Genomic DNA, 25,492 nt, shown 5'->3' with positions numbered 1-25,492 from the left:
GGGGTCATGGGAAAATAGCCCTTCCGCTCTTCAAAGGCGAGCCTTCTGGTATTACCAAAGCACGATTGAGATGGACTGCACAAACACCGCCCGATAACACCGAAGACTTTTTAAAGACTTTCGCCTGTAGAATGATACGGAGAACCGTATCATAAGTAGGGAGTAAACTAGAGTAGTACCTATATTGCCACAGGTATGTCCCTTCTCTATCAATCCTAAAATTTTTTACATCCATTTGATATATTTCGCGATTTTCCTGACTTGATCTATGGTAAAATATCTCAGGATCAGAAATTGGAGAGGGGTTTTATAACTCATGTCATGGAAAAAAGTTCTGGGTAAAAGCACCATTCGTGTGGCTACTACTGCACTGTTACTTTCTCAACTATTCGGTGCGGTAGGTCCTGTCTCTGCTGCAGGCACAGATGTAGAAGTACACTTGATCGGAATCAATGACCTGCACGGTCAGCTCGATACCACATCAATGGTTAGTGATAAAAAGGCAGGAACGGCTCCAATTCTCGCTACATATCTAAAAGAAGCTCAGGCCAAATATGAACACTCCCTACTCTTCCATAATGGAGACTCTGTTGGTGCATCTGCTCCAGTTTCGTCTCTCGATCGGGATGAGCCTACCATGGAGTGGATGAATATGATGGGCTTCGATGTAGGTTCTCTGGGCAATCATGAATTTGACCAAGGGATTGCTGCATTAAAAGCACAGATTTTTGGCGGCCTTGATCCAAAAGAAGGCAAGGTCACTCATGCTGGTGCAAAATTTGATTATGTGAATGCAAATGTGATCGAAACTGCCACGGGCAAAACATTGATTAAGCCATACGTGATCAAAGAAGTGGGCGGCGTCAAAATTGGATTTATCGGATTGGTGACGAAATCTACACCGGCTAAAGTTTCCCCATCGGGTACAGCAGGCGTGCGCTTCCTAAGCGCAGAAGAAGAAGTTGAAGCCGTTAATAAATATTCAAAAGAATTGCAAGATCAAGGTGTGGAGACGATCATCGTCCTGGCGCATGATCCAGCAACGACCAAAGAAGGCGTAACCACTGGAGAAGCAGCTGATTTGGCAAAGGCTTTGCCAGCAGATTCCCCTGTTGATGTTATCGTTGCAGGTGACAATCACGCTTTGGCTAACGGTGAAGTGAATGGAAAATTGGTCGTTCAAGCGTATTCTTATGGTACGGCATTTGAAGATATCAAGTTGATGATTGACCCTACGACTGGGGATGTAACCGAAAAATCAGCTACAGTTACAACGACTTTCCAAGAGGGTGTAAAAGAAGACCCTGAATCTTTGGCTATTATTAAAAAATCATTGGACAAGCATCCTGAGCTAACCAAGCCAGTAGGTACAACAGATGGTTCTGTCACTCGCACAGATGCTTACAATAACGAAGCAGCTCTAGGAAACCTCATTGCAGATGCAATGCGTCAAGCAGACTTTGGTGATAACGCAAGCGATGCTGACTTTGCATTTATGAACCCAGGTGGTATTCGTGCCGATCTGCCAGAAGGTGATGTGACCTTTGCTGATCTTGCCAAAATCCAACCTTTTGGAAATACGTTAGTGAAACTTGAGCTGACTGGTGAACAAATTCAAACCTTGTTGGAGCAGCAATGGGGAACCAATGCGGACGGTACACCAAACACCAAAACACTACAAATCTCTGGCCTGAAATATACGGCAGATTTCAATAAGCCAGTTGCAGAACGTGTGACGAGTCTTAGTCTTGAAGATGGCACACCTATTGATCCTGCAAAAACATACACGGCTGTAGTTAACAACTTTATGGCTGCAGGTGGAGACAACTATAAAGTGCTGGTGGATGCCAAATCATCCTTGGCAGGTCCTATCGATTTGGATGTTTTCTATGAGTACATTGTAGATACGTATAAAGGCGGCGCTATTCAAGCTGAAACAGAAGCACGTATTACGAATGTAGCTGCGCCTACAGAACAACCAGAGACGCCGGTAACAACAGAATTCATCTCCCGTGCTGACTTTGTAAGTGCTCTGGTAGACATGTTGAAACTAAACGAAGTTGCTACAGCACCTACATTCAAGGATGTTGCTGCTGATGCTGCATATGCGGATGCAATCGCTGAAGCGACTCACGCTGGATTCATTCAAGGATACAGTGGCAACTTCAATCCTGATCGTGATATCACTCGTGAAGAAGCGGCTACCATCCTTGCTAAATTGTTGAACAATCCAGCCTCAGATAAAGAAGCTGCTGCAATCATTGCAGGTTTCGAAGATGGCAAAACCGTGTCTGCCTATGCGGTTAAATCGTTGGCTAACCTGATTGACAAAGGAATTCTTGGAGCAGCAGAGGGCAATTTGCTCGAGCCTAAACAAGGCCTGTCCACTAACGATGCAAAAGCTCTAATTCAAAAAGCTGTTGCAGCAAAAGCTTCATAGTATAGAACTTATTCAGACCATATATTAAAACAGGAGAGCACATCCTTTTTGGAAAATAGCTTTCTTCTACTGATAAACCTCCAATTTATGAAGGGGTTTATCTAGGAGAGTAGCTATATCCCAAACGAGGGTGTGTTTTTTTATGCTTTTATTTCCTTTATTGATTAAAAACTAATCTACGGCTGGTTGTACTTCACTGGATACCATCACTCCATAAATTTTCTTCATCAATCATCCCCCCCTAATATATTAAGGAAAAATCACTTTTCTATTAAAACAGATCCTCGGATAGTTCGATGTCATTATTCAAGTCATGTTTGTTGAGATTTTGTAGAGACTCGTTTTTTAAACTAAACAAGAAAGAGTGGAAACTCGGACCGAAGTGTATTTTTTTTACGAGCCAACGATCTATGGAGGAGGTGAACAAGGAGGGGACTCCGCAAGATTTCGATGAGGCAAAGGGCTACTGGGATCAAGGAAATAGAAGAAATTCATTCGGTTAGTGTGATCGGGACGATCAGGCTGCTGGTAATGAATTTTGGTAGTTTTGGAAATGGAGGAGAAAGGTATTTTGAAACGAAAACGCAACATGGGTAAGGCAATACTCTCTTGCTTCCTGGCAATGATGCTCGTTTTACAGACGGTGGCGTTCTCTGTCACTGCATATGCGGATAGCGAGCCAAGCGATGCTGGGGCAGCGGTCATTAGCGAAACTGATTTGCCGGGCACAGATGAACCGGTACCAGTGACTGACGCAGTGTACGATGTGCCGAACGATTCCATAGTGATGGCGGCAGTTCCGACGGAAAAAACGGCAGTGTTCATGGATGCTAATTCAACCTTTCCGCTGAAGGTGACGCAGGGAACTGACATTGCTCCAGGCGGTACAATCCAAGGCAGACAGGCATTTACCCTCAAATCAGAGGGCCTCAAGGTGCCGGTAAAAGGGGATTATGCAAACACGCCAGATGAGAATGACACGACCAAGTACATTCAGAAGGGCGACTCAATCGAGTTAAAACGGGATGCCTACTTCAACGAAGTGGTGCTGCCGACAGCTACCAAGCCGTTAATGGCAACAACCGATACGGGTGTGAAGCAGCTCGGTACTGCCTACTTCACCCCGGATAGCATCAAAATTGTGTTTAATGGTGATGATTGGTTTTTTAACGGTGTCGGACGAGGGGTTACCTTTGGCTTCGAAACCACTGCCAATTCGGATATAACAGGCATGAATTACGGTGATACGAAGCCTATCACAATTTTCGGGGGAGCGTATGAATTAGTAAACCCGGATGTTACAGCAGCGTATAGCATAACTGTAAGCTCGCCTGGAATGATTAGATGGGATCAGTATGGTTACCGCGGAATTCAACCAGCTCAATTGGTAGAGGGTGCAATAACCTGGGAGTCAACCGTATCTGCATTCGATCAGTTTGATAAAACAGTACAATTGCCGCTGGACGGGAAGATATTTTATACCAATCCCTCCACATATAATACGGGTTTTGGTAACGTCCGCGGCATCTATATGGAGGGTTCGTTCAAAGTCAATGGGCAGGACGCAACTCCAGTTATTGGGGCCGACGGATCGCTGACTTACCTATTCCCAGAGGGGACAGGTCTGGATCCAAAGGTTGAATATAAAACATGGATTCCCAAGGAAGCTTATTATTACGAGTATAAGAATCCGCCAGGCAATCTTGGTCGCGGTCACCGGGATATGAATGGCAAAGTGGAACTGAGACAGGACAATAATATGTTGGTCCAGGCAAGTCAGGAGATTTCTTTTGCTCCCGACTGGATTCAAGCCAGTGCCTCATATGACCATCCGAATGAAACCATTACATGGAGGGTCACAGTTAACCAATATAACAAAAAAGGGTTAAAGGACTTTACTATTACAAATGTATTACCTGCTGGGCTGGACTTTATATCAGCTGAATGGCAGGCGTGGGAGGATAACACTGCATCTGAGGTACAGACGATTATACCAGATGCAAACAGTATGTATTCCTTTGGGGATATCAACGGTAAAGTAGAATTAGTGATTAAGAGCAAGGTAACAAGCGGTTCAAGCTTCAGAATAGATCCTCGTGCCAACTGGAGTCTGGATACACTTAATGGCATACAAAACAACGATGTCATAACCGGTACAAGGCCTAATGCAGTGACTGATGAGGCCATTGTCAGCATCGGCGCGCACACTTTTACCAAAACAGGCGCCGTTTCAACCGAGGATTACAGCCTGGGTGGCGTTACCTGGACCGTGAATCTGACACCGCAGTATAACCTGCCTGATGCAGCCGTATACGATGTGCTGGTACATGGCGGAGATTTAAACGTCTTGGACAACGCGGTGGATGCAACCGGCGAAGTGAGCAAGGAAACCATTGCAAAAATCAAGGCCAATGTTAACTCGTACCAGCTGTGGAAGCAGTATCATGAGGGGACTTTGAAGACCACAGCAACCGGACTTACGACAAAAGCTATTCCTTTAACCGTAGACGGTAAAGTGGTGGCAGATTTAATCAAGGTGACTGGGTATACGGATAAGGCTGCATCTTTCAGCTTCCGTACACTGGAGACCAACCCGGATATCCTCTTCAGGCAAAATATCGATTCCGGAAAAACGATTCGGAATCGGGCTCTGCTGTTAGATGGTGATACCGTAAAAATGGCGGAAAACGCTGTTAATCTTCACCTGCGCATGCTGAACAAGGATATGCTCTTTGCCTCGAAGCCATTGAAGGCAGATGGTACACTTGAAAATGTGAGCCCAAATAATGTTAGCAACTACATTAGAAACGATAACAATGAAGCATGGACCATTTCCGCCTATGACAGGACAACCAAGACGGTCACATTCCGTTTAGGGGTAAACATGCCCGGATATAACACGGAAGTAATGGCCAAAGATGGCGGTAATCGAGTCATTAGCAATATCAAGCTGGTGGACACACTGCCCGAAGGCTGGGAATTCGTTCCGTTTTCTGAAGATGAGGACTTTGAGCTTTGGAAAGGACTTTCGGACAATGGATCAGGTACAGAGTATGGTGTCCGAAATGATGCCAGAACACGTATTGAACCAGGTACCAGTGCTCATGTAGTCAGTTTTTCACATCAAGGAAACGAGGGGACGTTCACTTTCTCGAAGTTGGAGAGTCCATACATCATTCTGGTGAAGGCGAGACCTTCCAACGCTGCCCTGCAGAAGTATTTGGATGAATACACCACAAGCGGCATAGACAAGCAGGTACTGTATAACAAAGCCGATCTCCATATGACATGGGGTGGTGTGGAAAAGGTTCTCACTGAACAGCGCAAAGTTATTGTACCAGTTCAAACCCTTAGCAAGTCAGTAACGAAGCCAGTTCCAGGAGTACTCGAATGGACAGTAAACTATACCCCTCCATTCAACATGACACAGGGTGTATATTTGCAGGATACCATAGGTGCAGGTATGGATCTGCGCTATGAAGAAAATGGGCAGCTTGTGCTAACAGCACCAAGTATGGCCGTCTATCGGGCTAAGCTATCTGCCAGCGGAGCACTGGAACGAGAGGGAGAAGCGCTGGATCTCAGCAACCCGAATAGTGAAGTTCAGGTAGAAGCTGTCCCAGGTGCGGACGGCACGACGGTGCTAACATTTAAAATGGATGACCCTAATCAGTTTTACCAGTTTGTCTACCAAACGGAGGTTGACCCTTCCAAAGCAAAAGCTGGCGACAAAATGGGCAACGAAGTAAAGCTGATGGGCGATGACAAGCTGAAAACAGTCAGTGCCAGAAGTGAAAGCACGCTGGACAATTCAGACGTTGCCGGAAGTTCAAGCTCCAATGCCCTTCTGCCTCTGAGGAAGGTGGATCCCGACAACAATCCGCTAAAAGGTGTGGAGTTTACACTCTATAAAAAAGACGGCGGGACTCAAGTTGCGAAAGGAACAACCGACAGCGAAGGGAAACTCAATCTGTTATTCCCCGATCCAGGGTATTATGAGTTGAAGGAAACGTATATCGACACAACGACATGGTTGCCGACTACAAGAATTTATCAGGTTTATGTAGGCAATACGCCTGGAAAGCCCATCTGGGTAGATGGCGTGAAAGTAACCTCTGAAAATCCGCTGGTCGTACCTACGCCGGCGCAAGGAAAGCTGACCATTACCAATAAGGTGGAAGGAAACGGCAGCGATTCTTCCAAGGATTTTGAATACACCGTGACTTTCACCGGCGAAGGTAAGGACGGAGAGTATACCTATAAGAAGTCGGATGATACGTTTGGCACAATCAAAAGCGGTGGCAAGATTACCCTCAAGGACGGCGAATCAGTGACGCTGCCTGCATTGCCTGCGGATCTGGTCTATACCGTGACTGAGGCCGATTATACGACCGTTGACGGTTACACGACCACGCCGGAGACGAGAGAGCTGACTGACACAATCGTGAATAAAGGCGATCACAAGGCGGACTTCGTCAATGAGCGTAACGTAAACAAGCTGACCGTCAGCAATAGGGTTATGGGTAACGGTGGCGACAAGACGAAGGAATTCGAGTATACTGTCATCTTTGAGGATACAGGCAAGGATGGAAGCTACTCTTACGAGAAGTCGGACGGCAGCAAAGGTACGATCAAGTCTGGCGAATCCTTCACACTCAAGGATGGAGAGACACTGGATATTTTGGGTCTGCCTAAGGATCTGAAATACACGGTTACCCAGAAGGAGTACACAGCCGATGACTACATGACCAACCCTGAGGAACGGTATTATACCGGAATCATGGAGAGCAAGGATGAAATTGCCCCTTTCACGAACATTCGGGTTTTGAAGGGCGGCCTGTTCATCAGCAATACAGTTAAAGGCAAAGACGACGATAAAAAGAAATCGTTCAAGTACACCCTCAACTTCACAGGAGAGGGCGCAAGCGAATCTTACGTCTATGAGAAGTCAGACGGAAGCAACGGCACAATCCAAAACGGAGAGACCTTTGAGCTTACAGACGGCCAGACGCTGGTTGTGCAAGGACTCCCAACGTATCTCGAGTACACGGTGATCCAGGATGATTATTCGGAAGACGGCTATATGACCGATCCTGAAAGTTTCGTCCACACAGGCACCATTCCAGAGAAAAAAGCGGCCGAAGCGCATTTCGTCAATACTCGCCCATATCTGGAAGGTGTTCTGCGTAACAACAACACAGGAGAAGTTATTCCAAATGCACCCATTACGATAACCGACCTGAAGACCGGCAAGGAGCTTCAAACGGAAACAAATGAGAAGGGTGAATATGCAATCCCAGCCACAGCGGATACGGACTACACAATCACATATACAAAGTGGTATCAGGTAGGCGGGAAGGATGTCCCTGTCGAGTTCACGCAAAAAGCAAATGTGGATAGCAGCGTGAAAGACGAGACGGTTCCGGCGGACATTACAGCGGTAGGGATCGTTCTGTTCAAGCAGCTGGATGGAACAACAGAACTGTTCAACGAGTCATTCACCAGCCAGATGCACATCTACTTGAAGGATAAGGACGGCAAGTATGTTGAGGAGAACGGCCATCCCAAGGCGTTCCCGATGGCTTCGAACGGCACTTTCTCCGTGGAGGGGCTAAGCGAGCAGAAGTACACAATGGAAGTTCGCTATAAAGCTGAGACCGGTGAGGAATTGCTCTTCAAAGTAACAGAACTGAACGTGAAAGCTGACGGGGAGCTGAATATCTCCGAGGCATTGGTTGACCCTTACGGTACGGTTTATGATGAAACGACTGGAGATGCCAGCACTGGGAAGAAAATTGATGGAGCCAAAGTTACACTGTATTATGCGGATACGCAGCGGAACAGAGATAACGGCCGCATTCCGGATACGAAAGTAACACTTCCTTCAGTTCCGAATTTCCCACCGCATGACAACGAGAGCCCTGAGCAGGATAGCGATGCAAATGGCCTCTATGCATACATGGTATTTCCTGAAGCGGATTACTATTTAATCGTAACGAAGGATGGATACGAAACGCACAGGAGCGATACGATTTCTGTCGATTTTGACATTGTAAAATACGATGTGCCAATGAAGCCTATAAACACCGGTGGCGTACCGGGTCCTGTCAATCCTGCACCAGAGCCGGTGAATCCAGGACCTGTCAGCCCTGCACCGGAGCCGGTGAATCCGGGTCCTGTCAGTCCTGCACCAGAGCCGGTGAATCCGGGTCCTGTCAGTCCTGCACCAGAGCCGGTGAATCCGGGTCCTGTCAGTCCTGCACCGGAGCCGGTAAATCCAGGACCTGTCAGCCCTGTACCTGACCAACCTGACAATTCCGAGCCTGGCAACGTCAACAATGAGACTAACAACACCGACAACGTGATTGATAACAATGACAACGGAATTGGTAATGTCAGCGACTTAGCCGATAAGGGTGCGGGTAATGGAGATAATGAGCTCGACGATGTTCCGCAAACCGGAGACAACAGCGTATCGCCACTCTTCTATATGGTTTTGGCACTGATGTCCTTGGTGACAATCGGATTCTGTCTACTCGGCAACAAGAAGAAAAAGCACATCCAATGACCGGAAAGGCGGTAAGAAAATGAGCAAAACCAGAAAAATTCTTATCGCCGTTTCCTCCCTTGTTTTGGTATTTTCTCTCTTCAGTGTTGGGAGAACTCTCCTGCGGGATTATGCTGAGCAGCAGAAGATCGAAGAACTGACAAAAGTTTGGGAGGAAGGGTCAGACAAAGGAGGAGGGGATGCATTCCCCTCCTTTTTGTCCAATAAGGCGAATGAGCAGGTCATGCTACCCGAATTCCGGGATCTTTACGAGAGGAATTCGGACATCGTCGGCTGGCTGAAGGTTGACGGCACCCGCATTGAGTACCCGGTCATGCAGAACCCACAGGATGCGGAGTACTATCTCAATCATGACTTTGATAAAAATGAAAACAAAGGCGGCCTCCCTTTTTTGGACGAGCATAGCCGGGCCAACAGTTCGGACATTTTGCTGATTCATGGACATCACATGAAAAGCGGCTGGATGTTTAAAGATTTAATGAAGTACAAAAACGAAAGCTTTTATAAAGAGCATGCTACGTTCCAATTCAGCACGCTTTACGAAAAGGAAGAGTATGAGATTGTTGCTGTTATTCAATCACAAGTTTATCGCAAATCGGACGACGTTTTTAAATATTATCAAATTGGGAATGTAAGTACAGCCGCCGAGTTCGATTCGTATGTTCAGAACATCAAGAAACTCGCTCTTTATGACACGGGTGTAACAGCCCAGTATGGCGACAAGCTTATTGTACTGTCCACGTGCGAGTACTCGACCGAAAACGGCAGGCTTGCGGTGGTCGCCCGAAAGCGTTAATGACGATGCTGAAACACGAAAGCAGTCAGCTTCATATCGCGTTCTCCCCTAGGAGGACGTGATTTTTTTTGCCCAAAACGCTGTGGCTTTACATGCTTGTCCTTACAATGCCCTGCATCTCTCGCCGAGTAGAACGACGTTCAAGAGTTTCAAGAGTCGTCTTTTTAGCGGGATGGTCCTTATTCGTAAACTTGCTGTTACAGAAATTGTATCAAACGGTACCCCAAGATTTTTAGTGACAGCTTCCCGCATCTGCTAAAATGACTAGAGAAGCAAAAAATGGAAACTAGGCTACAATTGAAGGAGAGTCCAAATATGGGGTCTGAGGTAATGGAAACACAACTGGATCGAATAAAAAGCAAGCTAAATCAAGCTATGCATAAAGACGCGGATTTCTCCTTGTTTGGAGCATCCTCCCATCAATATAGGGTTAGAGAGAAGCTCAAAGCAAAAGAGCTGGCGGACTGGGAAAGTCTTAATCAGGTAACGCTACCTGATTCTTTTGCGCAGTTTTTGATGGAAGTTGGCAATGGCGGCGCTGGACCTTATTATGGAGTTTATTCGCTTGAAAAGGCCACTACCTATACCGAGCGAGAGGTGCTCCTTGCGAAATCTATTCTGCATCCCGGGATGGCCAAAGAGGAGTGGAACCATCTGATTGAGCCTCTGACCAAGGATGAGGATATTTCCGATGAAGAATATGATGAAGCCCGTAATAAAGTGCTAGGCGGCATGTTGTGCATAGGTACCCAAGGCTGCGAATACGATATGTATCTCGTGCTTGAGGGGAAATACAGGGGGAGGATTGTGTACACCTCTGATTTCCATCCAGATCATCCTTTTTTCTTTGTTTATGAAGACAGCTTTCTGGACTGGTATGAGCGCTGGCTGGATGAGATTATTTTGGATTATGAGGGCTCGTGGTTTGGCATTTTAATGCCGGGGAATGAGGACGTTTTAATCCAGATGTATCAGAGTGCTCCGAACGAAGAGATTCAAACCAAAGCACTGGATGGAATGTTTAAATTTAAAAAAGTCTCTGAAGAAACCCTTGGTTTCTTGAAAAATGTGGCGGAGCAAAGCGTAAAACATCGCAATACAGCAATTCAGCTCATTTGCAAAACTTCTTTTGATACGGGTGCGGAATATCTTTTGGGAGTATTGCAATCGGAAGGGCATGAGGATTTTTCGGATGCTTTAAAGATTCTGAACGCTCACCGTAAAACGGCAGATTTAAAAGAGTTTTATCCAGCGATTTTGCAAAGGATTGACAGGATTAGTGACAGGGAAACCCTTCGTTATGCAGGATATCTCTTGGAAGATTGCGATGAGGTTACTCTCCACAACTTTGCACCCTTCTTGTGTCACGCCGACTCGAGTATGCAAACTACTGCCATCTATGCCGCACGCAGTTGCAAGAACAAGATCGGAAGCTGGCAGATCATTGAACAGATGATGTTGGGAGGCGACCAACAGGTTTTGAATAATTTAATTCTATACTGGGGTCTTATTCCGCATGAGAAGTTGCTGCCTTACTATAAGGCCATATGGCCGGAGTATAAAAACAATCCGAATTTCAGAGAGAAGTTCATCCATTGTTTGCGAGAATTGCATTTGCCAGATGATTATTTCGACAAGGGCGAATTTTGAAATATACTGCTGAGGAACAAAAACAAATTAATGTAAGGAAACCATTATTAAAAGGAAAGAAAACTCGCCTATTACACTGGCGAGTTTTCACTATTAAACGCAGTGCTTTACTCCAGAAGCAAGTTATTCGATAGAGTCTTTCGTTGCGTTATACATATTTTCTACGTACTGGTCCACTTCATCTCGTGACATGCGGAACCGAGCGACAGAAGTGCCATATCCGATCTCCTGTTTACCCTCTTCCAATCCCTTGAAAATTCCATCTGCAAAAGCATCCAATGGTTCTCCATGTGTATGCAGTCCTGCTCCGCCTAAATCGGTACTTACTGCTGGAGGAGCAACTTCAATTACCTCTACAGATGTATCTGAAAGCTGGTGCCTCAGGCTGATTGTAAACGAATGGAGGGCTGCTTTGGTTGCCGAATAAATTGGAGCAATTGCAAACGGTGTAAAAGCGAGCCCGGAAGTAACGTTAATGATCGTTGCTTCATCTTTTTTTGCCAAGTAGGGAGCAAACAACATGGATAAATGGAAAGGAGCTTCAATGTTCGTCGTAATTTCTTTGCTGAAGTAGTCCCATTGATGCTTCGCATCCGTTTTGAGTACATTAAAGCGTTGTTGAATACCGGCATTATTCACTAACACATTGACCTCTGGATAGTTAGCTGTTACCCAATCGAACAATGCGATCCGGTCGGATTCCATATTCACATCATTTACGCGCGTGATAAGTGCAGGGAGTTTTTCTTGGGCCTGCTGAAGTACCTGCTCTCGTCGTCCCGTAACAATGACTGTATTTCCAGCTTTGATAAATCGCTCTGCAAAAGCCAATCCGATTCCAGAACTTCCACCTGTAATGAGTATAGTATTGCCTGTAAGTTTCATTCTATGTTCTCTCCTGTTCACCTTTAGTGTTTTCCTGAATTTGATTAGTATAGCGTGTAATTTTAAAATCAATTCCCTCTAGGGAATTTGTCATGATTGCAATTTCATCGAGTACAGCCTGCTTGTGTTCTCTCATCATGTTGAGCCTTGTTTCGAGGGTGCTGCTTCCTTCAATTATCCAATCCATATATTGTTTGATATTGCTAATGGACATATGTGTGTTTTTTAAACAGATAACCGTTTCAAGAAGTGCCATCTGGTTTTCTGAGAATAATCGCCTTCCAGCTTCATCGCGCTCGATTAATGGGAGAAGTCCTCTTTTTTCATAATAGCGCAGCGTGGACTCTGGAATACTGAATCGGGCAGAAGCTTCGCTAATGGAACAATACTTCATCTGGAGACCTCCAAATTGTTACTTACTTTGTCGACAGGAACATCATACGACTTAAACCATAGTTTAAGTCAACTCTATATAAAATTAGGTCAGTTTGGATACAGCCTCTTAATGCGAAAAGCTAGCGTTCCGTTGGCTCATTACTTAATGGGCTATAGTTAATAGCTATAACCGGCTATAACTCATTCGTAGAACAGTATAAGAGGAGGGATGTGCTATATTAATCCTACAATTCTTTTACGACGAGGAGATTAACCTATGAGCATTCAAACTGAACCTAAGCAGCGTACGGTTACCCCATTTCGATATGATGTCGTTGGCAGCTTTCTTCGCCCCAGCACATTGAAAGAGGCTAGATTACAATTTCATAACGGTGAAATCACCGCTGAGCAGTTGAAGGAAGTGGAGAATGCGGAAATTGTGAAGCTCGTACAGAAACAAAAAGAGGTTGGCCTTCAAGCGGTAACTGATGGAGAATTCCGCCGTTCCTGGTGGCATCTCGACTTTTTCTGGGGACTTGATGGAGTAGAGCGGGCAATTATCGACCAAGGTTATCAATTCAACGGCGCAGAGTCCAGACCGGAAACAGCCCGTTTGACCGGCAAAATTAGTTATAGTAATCATCCTTTTGTATCCCATTTTGCATTCCTGAAAGGTATTGCAGGTGAGGATGTGGTTGCACGGCAATCGATCCCTGCGGCTGCGCAGTTCCTGTTTGAGTTGGACCGGGCGGAAAACAAGGAAAGCACACAAGCCATTTATCCAAATCGGGAAGAGCTTCTCTCAGACATTGCCCAAGCGTACCAAGCAGCTATTCTTGCTTTCTATGAAGCGGGCTGCCGCAGTATTCAAATTGACGACTGCACGTGGGGAGCGCTATGCGATGAGCAGTTCATGGCGCTCATGGAGCAGATTGGTGTGAATGTAGCTGAGTACGCCAACGAGCTTGCGAAGCTGAATGAAGCCGTTGTATCCGGCCTGCCGGAAGACCTCGTGGTAACGACACATGTCTGCCGTGGTAATTATGTTTCGACATTTGCCGGTGTAGGTGGAGGTTACGAGCCAATTGCACAAACCCTTCTAAGTATTGATAACTACTCCGGCTTTTATCTGGAGTTTGATACCGAACGGGCAGGTGATTTCAAACCGCTTCGTTTCCTGAAGGATAATCAGCAGGTCGTTCTGGGTCTGTTCTCTTCCAAATTCGGTGAGCTGGAAAACAAGGAAGACATTCTGAAGCGGATTGAGGAAGCGAAGCAATACGTTGATCTGAACCGAATCTGCCTGAGTCCACAATGCGGCTTTGCTTCCACGGAGGAAGGCAACCATCTGACAGAGGAACAGCAATGGCGCAAGCTGGCGTTCATTAAGGAAATTGCCGAAGAGATCTGGAACTAGTCTATCTGAATTACGAAAGTAGAATACATCGAGTTATAGCCGTACGGGATAGTAGACCGTACGGCTATATTACATTTTGGGTACGTTATATGATCAAATACCTTAAACAAGTAGAGTTTTGGTTATACCGAAATGCTGTATCGAAAGGAGACAGGGATTTCTTCAATTATGAAAAGCAATTTATTTAATGTATTACATTCCAGATCATGGTATATTTTTATTATTAAATCATGTAAGGAGATAGCGATGAATCGTACATAATTAGGTTCACCAAAAACAAACGGACTAAGAAAAAGTGAAGTAAGTAATGACCTTAGTGATGAACAAAGCAATGAAGATCTGCAAGTATCAGCGAAAGATATGAAGTTTGAGAAACTAATTTTAAGGAGATTCCTATGCCTAATCAATTCGCAAAAAGTATCATCGTATTTTGTTTGGTTCTTTTATTATTACCGACAACAACAATTTTGGCAGCATCGGTTATCAAAGATCCAGTTTTGGCAAAAATCATTCGAGCAGATCTGAAGCTGTCGGCTAAAAAAGAACTAAAGGCAAGCGATTTGAAAAAATTAAAATCCTTGTACGCTATGGATGCAAAAAGTAAGATTTCTAATCTCCAAGGGCTTGAATATGCGGTTAACATAGCGGAGTTAGTTCTGCCCGGTCATAACATCAAAAATATAAAACCACTCACCAAGCTGAAAAAAATAAATTTCTTGGCTTTAGATGGGAATCAAATTACAGATTTATCTCCACTCTCAGGATTAAGTAAACTGGAGAGTTTATTGATTAGCGATAACCATATCAAAAGTCTGGAGCCGTTAAAAAATTTACGCAATCTTACAAGTTTGCTTGCAAGCGGCAATCAAGTATCGGACCTAAGACCTCTCCAGAAGACAAATCTTGAATGGATTATTATGGACCATAATAAAATTCAGGATTTGACACCGTTAAAGAACCATCCAACATTAGAACATCTTTATCTGGAAAATAACCTTATCCAGGATATTGCAGTGCTCGAAACCATTCCTCATCTAACTGAGGTATATTTGGCCAACAACCCACTGAATGAGAATGCTGAGCAGGTTGTGGAAAACTTGGAGAGGAACGGTGTGATTGTAAGTTTGGAAAATGATGAAGTGGATCAGTCGGAATAAATATAGTTTGAGAAGACAAATTTAGAAAAAGGTTTAATTATTTAATTACCTCGCTCTTTATAAAGGACAAAGAAGGCCGTAGATAAAATCAACGGCCTTCTTTGTGCATGGCGAAATAAATTTACGTTAATACCGCGCATCTACGACTCTGTTATTCCACCTCAACCTCCTTCACCGTTTCGCCCTCAATCAGGACAGGCTGGTAATAGGTATTGGTGGGCAGATCCTTTTTGCCTTGCAGCTTCTTGATGACCCAGTCGGCGGCGTCGCGGCCCATTTGCTCCTGGGGATGGGTTAGTGTCGTGAGTTGAATGTTGGCATTCTTGGCGATGTATGAATTGTCCTGTCCAATAATGGATAACTCATCCGGAATGGATATGCTTAGTCTCCGGCAAGCATGAACGACTTCCAGCCCAACCTCGTCGTTATAGCACACAATGGCAGTTAGCGCCTCCCTGTTTTCGTTCAGAAACGTTTCCACATTGGTGGACAGATCCGGCTTCGACGCTGTATCGAACGAAAGCACCTGCTCGGGATGAAACCGTAGTTTGGCTTCGCCTAACGCTTTGATGTACCCCTTCATCCGGTACTTTCCTTGTAAATCATCCATTTTTGCAATAAGCCCAATCTGGGTGTGTCCTTTGGCAATGAGTTCCCGGGTGGCAAGATAACTGGACTGCACGTCATCCAGACAGAAGAAGGGAACCTCCAGCTCTTCGTAAAAGGCATTGATCATGGTGAACGGGACATCCTGCTCCTTAAACGACAGATAGTACGCAATGTTGGGGTTGTACAGATTGCTCTTGGTCGGCTCCACAATCAGGCCATCGACGCCATAGGAGAGCATCATTTCCAGCGCCTTTTTTTCTTGTGCCACATCATTATTGGTGCTGGCCAACAGCAACGAATAATTATCTTCATTCAATCGGCTCTCAATGCCGCGAATGATCGAGGGGAAGATGTAATCGGAGATGTACGTTGTGATAACACCGATCGTTTTTTTCATCGTACTTCCGCCGGATCTGGATCGGTATTGATTGCTGACATAGGTGCCCGAACCCTTTTCACTTCTCAAAAAACCTTCGTTCGATAGCTCCAAAATGGCCTTCCGAACCGTCTGGCGGCTCACGTTGTAACTCTCCTGTAGAGCGGACTCCGTCGGAATCTGTTCGCCTACATTATATGTCCCCGAAAGGATATGGCTCTTTATATCGTCAATAATGACCTGGTATTTTGGCTTCACGTAATCCACTTCTTTCATCATTACTCATCTATAGAAACGGTATTGTTCAAATAGTTGTACGTACATATTTTATCATGATTCTGTTCCAATGAAAATGAAACTGCATATTTTTCGAAAAGAACCGTACAATTCCGGACTGATTACATGAAAATGTACCCTACAGCATACCTATAATCAAGTGATGATTAGCACAGTAATAGCAATATCGTGTTTATTGTAAGTATAACTATTATATATTATTGACAAATGTACGTACAAAAAATATACTAAGGCTGTCAGAAGAGGAAAGCGCCTTCTTAAATAGGATTGTTACTTTTCTCTCACATGAGGGACGTAACAGCAGGAAACATTTTTATACGAATTCATGAATTCATCATAAAGTCACTGCAGTTTTGGAGCTTCAACATAACGATCAGCCTTCGGACATAAAACTGCGATCAGAGAGGGGACAACCATGGTTATGAGTCATGAGGAGACAAAAGAGGCGATTGCGAAGGGAACCACTTCACTTGGCATCGAATTCGGATCGACACGGATCAAAGCGGTATTGATTAACGAACGATTCGACACGATCGCATCCGGGAGTTATGAGTGGGAGAATCTCCTGAAAGACGGATATTGGACATACAACCAAGAGGATATTATTGCAGGCATGCAAACGGCATATCGCGAGATGAAGCAGGATGTGGAACAGAAATACGGCATCACGCTGCAAACTATCGGTTCAATCGGATTTTCAGCCATGATGCACGGATATGTTGCATTGGATCGCAAGGGTGAACTGCTGGTACCGTTCCGGACGTGGCGTAACGCAACCACGGGGGTTGCTGCCAGGGAACTAACGGATCTCCTTCAATTCAACATTCCGGAACGCTGGAGTATTGCGCACTTGTACCAAGCGATTTTAAACGAAGAGGAGCATGTGCCTCACATCGATCACCTGACCACTCTGGCAGGATATATTCACTGGTTGTTGACCGGCAATAAAGCGATCGGGATTGGTGACGCTTCGGGCATTTTCCCAATTGACGAATCTACACATAACTATCACCCATCCATGATTGGGCAGTTCGATGAGTTGATCGCAAATAAAGGTTATCCATGGAAAGTAGAGGACCTTCTTCCGAAGGTACATCTCGCTGGCGTGCAAGCAGGTGCATTAACGGAGGCAGGAGCGAAGCTGCTCGACCCTGCAGGAGACCTGCAAGCAGGCATTCCGCTATGTCCGCCGGAAGGCGATGCCGGGACAGGTATGGTCGCAACGAACAGCGTCAGAAAACGCACAGGCAATATATCAGTTGGCACGTCAGTTTTTGCCATGATTGTGCTGGAGAATGAGCTGTCCAAAGTATATCCCGAGATCGACATGGTCACGACGCCAGATGGCAGTCCGGTGGGCATGGTGCATGCCAACAACTGCTCCAGCGACATCAACGCCTGGATCGGATTGTTCCGTGAATTCTCTGAAGCAATGGGATACGAAGCTGACAACGGCAAGCTGTTCAGTGTCCTGTTTAACAAAGCGCTTGAAGCAGACCCGGATGGTGGTGGCCTTCTGAGCTACGGATATTACTCCGGCGAGAACATTACGGGGATCGACAAAGGCCGTCCATTGTTCGTCCGCTCACCGGAAAGCCGCTTCAACCTGGCGAACTTTATGCGCACGCATCTATTTACTGCATTCGGCGCGCTGAAGATCGGGATGGATATTTTGACGAAGAACGAGCATGTTGCCATCGACAGCATTTTGGCCCATGGTGGATTGTTCAAAACGCCAGTCGTCGGACAGCGAATCGTAGCCGCTGCGATGAACGTACCCGTGTCGGTAATGTCTACCGCTGGTGAAGGCGGAGCCTGGGGCATGGCGCTTCTCGCTTCGTACATGATCAACAAGGATGAGCAGGAGAGTCTGGATGTATTCCTGGAGCAGAAAGTCTTTAGCGAAGTTGCTGGGGAAGAGGTTGCCCCCGATCCATCAGATGTCAAAGGGTTTGAAGCATTTATCGAACGCTACCGGAGGGGCTTGGCCATTGAGCAGGCGGCTGTCGACCATTTGGTAGAGAACGGGAGGGAATAACATGTTAGAACAATTGAAAGAAGAGGTATTCCAGGCAAATCTGGAACTGCCAAAGCATGGACTTGTAAAATTCACGTGGGGTAACGTCAGTGCAATCGATCGGGAAAGCGGTCTGTTCGTAATCAAACCAAGTGGCGTCAGCTACGATACGATGAAAGCAAGCGACATGGTTGTGGTCGATCTGGACGGTAACGTGGTGGAGGGTGAGATGAGACCTTCCTCGGATACCGCAACACATGCCGTACTATATAAGCATTACTCGGAGATTGGCGGCATTGTGCACACACACTCCACATGGGCGACCATCTGGGCGCAAGCCGGACTGGATGTACCTGTGATGGGAACAACACATGCGGACACGTTCTATGGGGCGGTGCCTTGTGCACGTTTCCTGAACCAGGACGAGGTGGATCGCGGATACGAAGCGGAGACAGGACGCGTCATTATTGAAACGTTTGAGCAGCGTGGGATTGATGTTATGGCAGTTCCAGCAGTATTACTCCATGGTCATGCACCGTTTACGTGGGGGAAAGATGCCAAGTCTGCGGTGGTGAACAGTGTCGTGCTGGAGGAAGTGTGCAAAATGAACCTGTACGCGCGGCAATTGAATAACTTTGCAAAAGAACTGCCACAAGGCATTTTGGATAAACACTATCTGCGAAAACACGGAAAAGATGCGTATTACGGACAGAAATAATACGAGCAGAAAACAGCGATTTGAAGATTGTTCTGGTTACTGAGTGATCTATATTAGGATTTAAGATTTACACGATAACGGAGAGTGCAGAACCAGTCTGGAGAAGCGAAGCGTTCGCGTTTATCACAGGATTTTCCCTTTAAAAAAGGGAATCAAAAAAATCCGGGGATAACCAGCGATCGGAAGATGGTACTGCAATCGCAGTGTTCTAGTGTAAACCCAAATGTTCAACTATAAAATAATGAAATGAGGATGATTATATGTCAGCAGCAAAAGAATTCTGGTTTGTGGTCGGTTCACAGCACTTGTACGGAGAAGAAGCACTGGGTGAAGTAAAAGCCAACGCACAGAAAATCACGGATGCTCTGAATGCAAGCGGCGTTCTTCCATACCCACTCGTATTGCAGGATCTGGCCGTAAGCGCAGATAAAATCACGAGTATCATGAAAGAAGTCAACTATCGCGATGAAGTAGCAGGTGTCATCACATGGATGCATACATTCTCCCCGGCGAAAATGTGGATTCGTGGTACGAAATTGCTGCAAAAACCTTTGCTGCACTTGGCAACCCAATTCAACGAAAGCATTCCTTGGGCAACCATCGATATGGACTTCATGAACTTGAACCAAGCGGCACATGGTGACCGCGAATATGGTTTCATTAATGCCCGTCTGAGAAAACAAAATAAAATCGTTGTTGGCTACTGGGAGCGCCCAGAAGTGCAACAGCAGGTTGCAGACTGGATGGACGTAGCGGTAGCTTATAATGAAAGCTTTAACATCAAAGTAGCTCGCTTCGGTGATAACATGCGCAACGTGGGCGTAACCGAAGGTGATAAAGTGGAAGCACAGATCCAATTCGGATGGACCGTTGATTACTTCGGCATTGGCGACCTCGTTCAATACGTGAACGCTGTAACAGAGCAGGAAATCGATGATTTGATCGCTCAGTATGGAGACCTCTACGAATTCGATTATGGCACGAACAGCAAGGAAGCTTGGGAAGCCAGCGTACGTGTACAAGCGAGTTATGAAATTGCGATCAAACGTTTCCTGGACGAAGGTGGATACAGTGCCTTCACTACAAACTTCGAAGATCTGCATGGCATGAAACAACTTCCGGGTCTGGCTGTGCAACGCCTGATGGCTCAAGGGTACGGATTTGCCGGTGAGGGTGACTGGAAAACAGCTGCGCTGGATCGCTTGCTGAAAATCATGGCCCATAACGAGAACACAGGCTTCATGGAAGACTACACATACGAGATGGCCGCTGGACAGGAAGCTATCCTGCAATCTCACATGCTTGAAGTAGATCCGACACTTGCCAGCACCAAACCAAGAATCATCGTGTCCCCACTGGGTATTGGCGATCGTGAAGATCCGGCACGTCTCGTATTCGATGGTAAAGCAGGCGAAGGTGTCGTGGTATCCATGGCAGACTTCGGTACACACTACAAACTGCTGATCAACGAAGTATCTGCATTTGAGCCAACCGTTCCAGCGCCTAACCTGCCGGTAGCGCGTGTATTGTGGAGCGTGAAGCCGAACTTCCAGGACGGGGTAAAAGCATGGATCGAAAATGGTGGCGGTCACCATACGGTTGTATCCTTGAACCTGACGACAGATCAGATCGTGACGTATGCGAAGCTGGTGAATCTGGAGTACGTTATTATTAAATAAGCGTGAAATGAATTATTATAATTGGACTCATATCCATTATTTCATAGCGGCCGGGGGATTTCCCTCGGCCCTTTGTCATGCAGTGAGGCAGAAGGTGTGGCAAACTGCAATCCGTGTTAGTGTCAATCTCAGGAGGGGGACACTCCGTACCGGAGAGCTCGCTTCATTTTGCTATAATAGCCCAAAGGAGGTTATCCATTAACCATGCATACTCAAGAAAGCTTGCTTGATCAACTGCACGAGCTTGGCATTGACGGACAAGGCACGCTGCTCGTGCACTCTTCGATGAAAAGTTTGGGTGAGGTCGAAGGTGGAGCAGACACCGTGTTGGATGCCTTTACTGACTATATGAAGGATGGACTGCTGGTGCTGCCAACGCATACATGGTCCACCATCAATGCGAGTAATCCGATGTTCCACGTGGAATCCTCGCCGTGCTGTGTTGGGATCTTACCCGAGCTTTTCCGTAAACGGCCAGGTGTGGTACGTTCATGGCACCCTACACATTCAGTAGCAGCAAAGGGCTCTGATGCAGAGAACTTCACGAAGGACGATCACCTATATGACACACCCTGTGCGAGAGGATCCGCCTGGGGGAAGCTGCTCGATCGTAAAGCGACCATTCTCCTGGTCGGCGTTGACCTGAAACGAAACACGTTTATCCATGGCGTTGAGGAATGGATGGATATTCCGGGACGTTTAACGGATGAGCATGAGCAGTTAGTTACCATACTGCCTGATGGAACAGAGATTTCGGTGCCTTCCCGCAGGCATTGTGGGTTATCGTGGTCAGAACATTTTTGGAAAGTAGATGAAGTGCTGGAGCGTAAGGGGGCGATGCGCCAAGGAAAGCTTGGTGATGCAGTCGTAAGAGTGTGTGACGCGGCCAAGGTGGCAGAGATTATCACAGAGATGCTTAAGGAGAATCCGGATTTATTCTCGGATAACCTGCCGCTGGCGCAAGCTTAGGCACAACTCAATGCCGCTCGGTAACGGGCGGGGAGATTGCCTTGTGTTTTTCTATGCTAAACTTTCAAAACCATTCACAATTCAGCAAAAATAGTTGCAGAAATAAATCAGTGCTTGGCTGTATTTCCAGTGTATGGCCTACTCACCCTTTTAGCTGTGTGATAAGATATGGTTAATTTAACCAGAAGTTTTTGTAGAGGAATAGCAGTTATAGTTTAATGAAGCATCACCTAGGGGTTACGCAACGGCCTAGCTCATTGATATCGTAGTAGTCGCAACCAAGAAGGAGAAGATTTGTGAGCCCATTGGTATGGTATGATCTTTTTTTATTCGTCCTGTTGTTTGGTGTATACGTTTATGTTTTTGCTACTGCTAGAATTACGAATTTACATAAGGTTTACTTTTTATTTCATGGTTTGATGATGCTCTGGCCCTTCTGTCAATTTGCCATCGTGTTGTCGGATAATCCAGGTTGGCAGTTATTTTATGTGACCCTATCTTTCGTCGCCGTCTCACTGCTTGGGAGTGGTTGGCTTCTGTTGACCATCTTTATCACAGGATATGCTGATCTATTAGGTAAAAAAAGATCCTTCCTGCTGTTTACTCCAGCAATTGTTGCAGCCGTAGGAGTGATGATAAACCCGCTCAATTGGTTTGTAACTCCTTTGGAGGGAGGTTATGTCGAACGGGCATATGGACCATGGTTCTGGTTTGTAATGATTGTTCTCGTAAGCTATTTTGTGGCTTCCCTCTTTATTTTGTTCGGGGCACTTCGTGCCTCCGATAAATCTCCAACGATTAAAAAACAGGTGAAAATTACGCTGTGGGGCATATTCGTGCTGGCTATTTTCGCGGCAATCGATGCCCTTTTAAATGTGGTTTTGAGAGCATGGATACCATTCATTATTCCCGGACTGACTTCGCTGGGGATTTTTCTGTCGGATTTATTTTTTGTCTATGTCATTAAGCGGTACAATGTCTTCGATCTGGTTTCTATCGCCCATGAGGATGTAATTAATACGATTCCATATGGCATCCTTGTATTGGATGAGAATGATACCATTATTGAAGCTAACAAGGCCTCAAAATCCGTTATGGATTTGCATGTCGGGGATTGTTTTGATATGGAGGCGTTTCTGGGGTCTGTTCGCGTAGAGGGCGGCAGCAGCCAGCCGTTTCTGGATCAGTATAAGAAAAAAGAAAATAAGTTGTCTCAGATAGAAGTTATCGTGGAGCGTGACATCGAGCGTCATTTCATACTCCAAACGTCTCCAATCGTTGATACGTTCCAGCTGCCTATTGGTTATATCCTTACGCTTCAGGATGTCTCGCAAGAGCGCTACTATGTAAAGGAAATGAACCGGCAGAATGAAATGCTTCAGGAACGCAACCATGCCCTGGATCGCATTCGGCAGGAGTTATCCGAGGCCAATCGTAAACTGGAGGAGCTGGCCCTTACGGACAGTTTGACCGACTGTTACAATCGCCGTTATCTGACACAGCAGTTGACGCACGAGGTGATTACGAATGTTCATTATAAGACCCCGTTTTCACTCCTGCTCCTGGATATCGATTACTTCAAAGCGATTAATGACCGCTATGGTCATGTCATTGGGGATGAAGTGCTGTACCGTACGGCTCAGGCAATTAAACAATCCATTCGGGGTACCGATATTCTAACCCGCTATGGTGGAGAGGAATTCATGATCTATCTGCCGCACACCGAACGCCAGTTAGCTCAGAAAATAGCGGAACGCGTGAGGTTATCTGTAGAGTCCAACCACATGATGGTGAATCATGAGATTGGGCAGGTGGCCATTACGATCAGTATTGGGATACTCTCCATTGAGGATTTTGAAGTTGAGCATGTACCGGATAATCCCGAGGGGTATTTGACTCAGCTGTTCGCTACGGTAGATAAGGCTCTGTACCAGGCGAAGCAGAATGGGCGTAATCGGATTGAGTTTGCGGAGCTGGAGCGGGGAGTTTCTTGATGAGTTGAGAATCACCTCTGTAGTATAGCTTTCAAATGGCGCCAAGCTGATTGGTGCCATTTAATTTTTCTCTAAACCATTCAGGAATCTATTGCATTACGTATGCCAGTTGGATGGTAAGTGATTTAAAGTGGGTATATGCATTATAGGACCATAGCACCGATGCTCAGAACAACCACTGTTATTAATTAGGTAAAATCAGGATGTTAGCCGGATATATTATGTGCTAAACTTCTGCTAACATAGGTTAATCCTATTATAAACGAGCGGAGAAACATATGAGTACAATCAAAGTTACACCTGAGCAGCTTCATCACGTATCCAGTCAGGTTGATCAGGCCAGACAACAGTTAGAGAATATCCGGGGCGATCTGACCAGGCAGATTATGTTCATCCAGGCGATGTGGATGGGTGCAACGCAGGAGCATTTTTACTATGAGTTTGAGCGATCCAAGCCTATACTAGAGAAAGCACTAGAGAGTATGGTTAACACATCCAAGGATTTGAAGGATATCGCTACCCGCTTCCAGGAAGTAGATGCTGGGCAGGTAAGTCTGGCAGGTGCAACTGGAGCCGTTGGTGCGATGGCTATGACGACAAGATTGACGGGTAATGCAGATTCAGGTGATAAGGGTTATCGGATGGCATATAACTCAGCTTTTGGGGTATGGCTTCCTGTGAATGAGAAAGGTGTAACGGATCAGGCTGCTTTACAGGCTTATGAGAAGGATAAAGGGAATTTGGATGTAAAAGGAATGCAAGGCCCTATGAACATGGAGCGGCCAGGGGAAGATATCTTTGCACTCCAGATCAAGGCTTTCGAGAATGGAATACATCCGTTTACAGGTGAGCCTGTCTCAGATAAATATGCTCAAACGATGGTTACTTCGCTTAAACTCAGTCAGGTGTTTATGGCTGTTTCGATGGTTAAAGGGAGCATGCCGGGTGGGAAAGGGCCATTCCGGTTGCCATCATCCCGCCCAGCTGTGGCCAAAATTAAGAAGAACATTGAGGCTTCTAAGGCTAAGAAAGATAATACAGAAGTTGGAGTTCTAGGTGAAAATAATAAACCTAGAATCAATGAGGGGAATATTCGGACTGAACCATCTTTAGCAAAAGGTGCTTCACCTGAAGGTAATTATGCTGTGGGGAAAGATAGAGGCTGGACTAAACAGAATGAGTCAGCAAATACCTTCGCTAAAGAGGGCTACCATATTAAAATGCTCGATGAAATTGATGGAGGAAATGGGTACGGCATTAAGGAAGGAAGTAATCCTGACTTCTTAATTGAAGGGAAAGTATTTGACCATTATGCACCTATTAATACTAAAAGCGCCAATGGAATAGCTGAAGAGATTAAGCGTAAGACTAAAGATCAGGCAGACAGGGTTATCTTAAATTTAGATGGTTTCACAGATGCAAGAGTAGCAGAAGTGAGTCAAAAAATCTTGGGGAAAACTAACCCAAACGGAGACTTAAGACGGCTACAGGAATTATTTATTATTAGAGACGGGAAAATAGATCTGCTCTTCTGGAGGGAATAGT

General features: G+C 45.7%; 15 protein-coding genes. 12 read left to right on the top strand and 3 right to left on the bottom strand.

What is annotated here, in order from left to right; all coding sequences use genetic code 11:
- Positions 1 to 316 precede the first annotated feature (316 nt).
- The 4 genes from HP552_RS19375 (at position 317) to HP552_RS19360 (ending at position 11,454) form a co-directional block, all read left to right on the top strand.
- Positions 317 to 2,440: a bifunctional metallophosphatase/5'-nucleotidase gene (locus HP552_RS19375; RefSeq protein WP_175397026.1), complete on the top strand. Its 2,124-nt coding sequence runs from the start codon at positions 317 to 319 to the stop codon at positions 2,438 to 2,440.
- Positions 2,441 to 3,011: 571 nt separating this feature from the next.
- Positions 3,012 to 9,008 carry a DUF7601 domain-containing protein gene (locus tag HP552_RS35435; protein ID WP_175397025.1) on the top strand — a complete coding sequence of 1,999 codons (5,997 nt, stop codon included), beginning with the start codon at positions 3,012 to 3,014 and terminating at the stop codon, positions 9,006 to 9,008.
- A 19-nt stretch (positions 9,009 to 9,027) separates the two neighbouring features.
- Entirely contained in the window at positions 9,028 to 9,804 is a 777-nt protein-coding gene (gene srtB / locus HP552_RS19365) for a class B sortase (RefSeq protein ID WP_175397024.1), read from the top strand.
- A gap of 330 nt (positions 9,805 to 10,134) precedes the next feature.
- Entirely contained in the window at positions 10,135 to 11,454 is a 1,320-nt protein-coding gene (locus tag HP552_RS19360) for an SMI1/KNR4 family protein (RefSeq protein WP_246310957.1), read from the top strand.
- A gap of 123 nt (positions 11,455 to 11,577) precedes the next feature.
- On the opposite strand, the gene HP552_RS19355 is transcribed toward HP552_RS19360, so the two are convergent.
- Positions 11,578 to 12,339, bottom strand: a complete 762-nt coding sequence (locus tag HP552_RS19355) for an SDR family oxidoreductase (protein WP_175397023.1) — start codon at positions 12,337 to 12,339, stop codon at positions 11,578 to 11,580.
- A gap of 1 nt (position 12,340) precedes the next feature.
- On the bottom strand, positions 12,341 to 12,733 hold the full coding sequence (locus HP552_RS19350) for a MerR family transcriptional regulator (RefSeq protein WP_175397022.1): 393 nt from the start codon (positions 12,731 to 12,733) through the stop codon (positions 12,341 to 12,343).
- A gap of 258 nt (positions 12,734 to 12,991) precedes the next feature.
- Here HP552_RS19350 and HP552_RS19345 point away from each other — a divergent pair, with 258 nt between their 5' ends.
- Both HP552_RS19345 and HP552_RS19340 read left to right on the top strand, forming a co-directional pair.
- Positions 12,992 to 14,131: a 5-methyltetrahydropteroyltriglutamate--homocysteine S-methyltransferase gene (locus HP552_RS19345; protein WP_175397021.1), complete on the top strand. Its 1,140-nt coding sequence runs from the start codon at positions 12,992 to 12,994 to the stop codon at positions 14,129 to 14,131.
- 395 nt (positions 14,132 to 14,526) lie between these two features.
- Positions 14,527 to 15,288 (top strand): leucine-rich repeat domain-containing protein, encoded by a 762-nt coding sequence (locus tag HP552_RS19340; protein ID WP_175397020.1) that lies wholly within the window; start codon positions 14,527 to 14,529, stop codon positions 15,286 to 15,288.
- 151 nt (positions 15,289 to 15,439) lie between these two features.
- On the opposite strand, the gene HP552_RS19335 is transcribed toward HP552_RS19340, so the two are convergent.
- Positions 15,440 to 16,531 carry a GntR family transcriptional regulator gene (locus HP552_RS19335; protein WP_175397019.1) on the bottom strand — a complete coding sequence of 364 codons (1,092 nt, stop codon included), beginning with the start codon at positions 16,529 to 16,531 and terminating at the stop codon, positions 15,440 to 15,442.
- 460 nt (positions 16,532 to 16,991) lie between these two features.
- Between HP552_RS19335 and HP552_RS19330 the strand changes: the two genes are divergently transcribed.
- From HP552_RS19330 to HP552_RS19305, 6 genes are all read left to right on the top strand, one after another.
- Entirely contained in the window at positions 16,992 to 18,608 is a 1,617-nt protein-coding gene (locus HP552_RS19330) for a xylulokinase (protein WP_175397018.1), read from the top strand.
- A gap of 1 nt (position 18,609) precedes the next feature.
- Entirely contained in the window at positions 18,610 to 19,305 is a 696-nt protein-coding gene (locus HP552_RS19325; protein ID WP_036611813.1) for an L-ribulose-5-phosphate 4-epimerase, read from the top strand.
- A gap of 260 nt (positions 19,306 to 19,565) precedes the next feature.
- The gene (gene araA / locus HP552_RS19320) at positions 19,566 to 20,984 is read left to right on the top strand and encodes an L-arabinose isomerase (RefSeq protein WP_175397017.1); all 1,419 of its coding nucleotides are present in this window, start codon (positions 19,566 to 19,568) and stop codon (positions 20,982 to 20,984) included.
- Between the two features lie 204 nt (positions 20,985 to 21,188).
- Positions 21,189 to 21,953, top strand: coding sequence for an AAC(3) family N-acetyltransferase (locus tag HP552_RS19315; RefSeq protein WP_175397016.1), 765 nt, complete (start codon positions 21,189 to 21,191; stop codon positions 21,951 to 21,953).
- A 296-nt stretch (positions 21,954 to 22,249) separates the two neighbouring features.
- Positions 22,250 to 23,947, top strand: coding sequence for a GGDEF domain-containing protein (locus HP552_RS19310; protein WP_175397015.1), 1,698 nt, complete (start codon positions 22,250 to 22,252; stop codon positions 23,945 to 23,947).
- Between the two features lie 278 nt (positions 23,948 to 24,225).
- Positions 24,226 to 25,491, top strand: a complete 1,266-nt coding sequence (locus HP552_RS19305; RefSeq protein WP_175397014.1) for a WXG100 family type VII secretion target — start codon at positions 24,226 to 24,228, stop codon at positions 25,489 to 25,491.
- Position 25,492: the final 1 nt, after the last annotated feature.

It is taken from the genome of Paenibacillus xylanilyticus, from assembly GCF_013359935.1.
GTDB lineage: Bacteria > Bacillota > Bacilli > Paenibacillales > Paenibacillaceae > Paenibacillus > Paenibacillus xylanilyticus.
The sequence above is the reverse complement of the archived record's forward strand: the minus strand, read 5'-3'. Positions and strand labels throughout refer to the sequence as shown.